The following is a 1,321-nucleotide window of genomic DNA, read 5'->3' on the forward strand; positions in this document are numbered from 1 at the left end:
TTCTCCACCAGCCGCGCCAACTGGGTCATGACGACCGCCGAGCCCGCCAATCGCTTCTCGGGGGTTGGCCAATCGCGCACGAAGACGACGCTGTGGTCCGGCCGGATCTTGGCCAGCGAGCCCTGCTCGCCGATGAACCGGACGAGCCCGACCGGGTTGGAGAATTCGCGCTTGCGGAAATGGATGACGACGCCCTTCGGCCCGGCGTCGAGCTTCTCGACATTGGCCTTGCGGCAGAGCGCCTTGATGAAGACGATCTTGAGCAGATGCTTGACCTCGTCCGGCAGCGGGCCGAAGCGGTCGATCAGCTCGGCGCCGAAAGCGTCGATTTCCTCGGTGTTTTCGAGATCGCCAAGCCTGCGGTAGAGCGCCAGCCGGAGCTGCAAATCCGGAACATAGCTTTCCGGGATCATCACCGCCGTGCCGACGGCAATCTGCGGCGACCAGCCGCCATCCTGCACTTCGCCGGAATCCTTCACCTCGGCGACGGCCTCTTCCAGCATCTGCTGGTAGAGCTCAAAGCCGACCTCCTTGATGTGGCCGGACTGCTCTTCGCCAAGAAGATTGCCGGCGCCCCTGATATCGAGGTCGTGGCTGGCGAGCTGGAAGCCGGCGCCCAGCGTATCCAGCGATTGCAGCACCTTCAGCCGGCGCTCGGCGGTGTCGGTCAGCTTGCGGTTGGCCGGCAGCGTGAACAGCGCATAGGCGCGCACCTTCGAGCGACCGACGCGACCGCGCAACTGGTAAAGCTGCGACAGGCCGAACATGTCGGCGCGATGGATGATCAGCGTGTTGGCGGTCGGGATGTCGAGACCGGATTCGACGATGGTCGTCGATAACAGCACGTCGTACTGGCCGTCATAGAAGGCATTCATGATATCGTCGAGTTCGCCCGGCGGCATCTGGCCATGTGCCACCGCCACCTTCAACTCCGGCACGGATTCCTTCAGGAAATCATGGATTTCCGAGAGATCGCTGATGCGCGGCACCACATAGAAGGAATGGCCGCCGCGATAACGCTCGCGCAGGAGCGTCTCGCGGATGACCAGGGGATCGAACGGCGAGATGAAGGTGCGCACCGCCATTCGGTCGACCGGTGGCGTGGCGATCAGCGACAGCTCGCGCACCCCGGTCAACGCCAGTTGCAGCGTGCGCGGGATCGGTGTCGCCGACAGCGTCAGCACGTGCACGTCGGTTTTCAAATCCTTCAGCCGCTCCTTGTGCTTGACGCCAAAGTGCTGCTCCTCGTCGATGATCAGCAGGCCAAGGTTCTTGAACGAGATCGCGGAACCAAGCAGCGCGTGCGTACCGATGACAATGT

At 63.1% G+C, this 1,321-nt stretch carries 1 protein-coding gene; it reads right to left on the bottom strand.

The window, feature by feature from the left end:
• On the bottom strand, positions 1-1,321 hold a 1,321-nt coding region (locus EOD15_RS34420; RefSeq protein WP_281035602.1), incomplete at both ends, for a TRCF domain-containing protein.

Origin of the sequence: Mesorhizobium sp. M7A.T.Ca.US.000.02.2.1 (assembly GCF_003996995.1) — a bacterium.
Classification (GTDB): domain Bacteria; phylum Pseudomonadota; class Alphaproteobacteria; order Rhizobiales; family Rhizobiaceae; genus Mesorhizobium.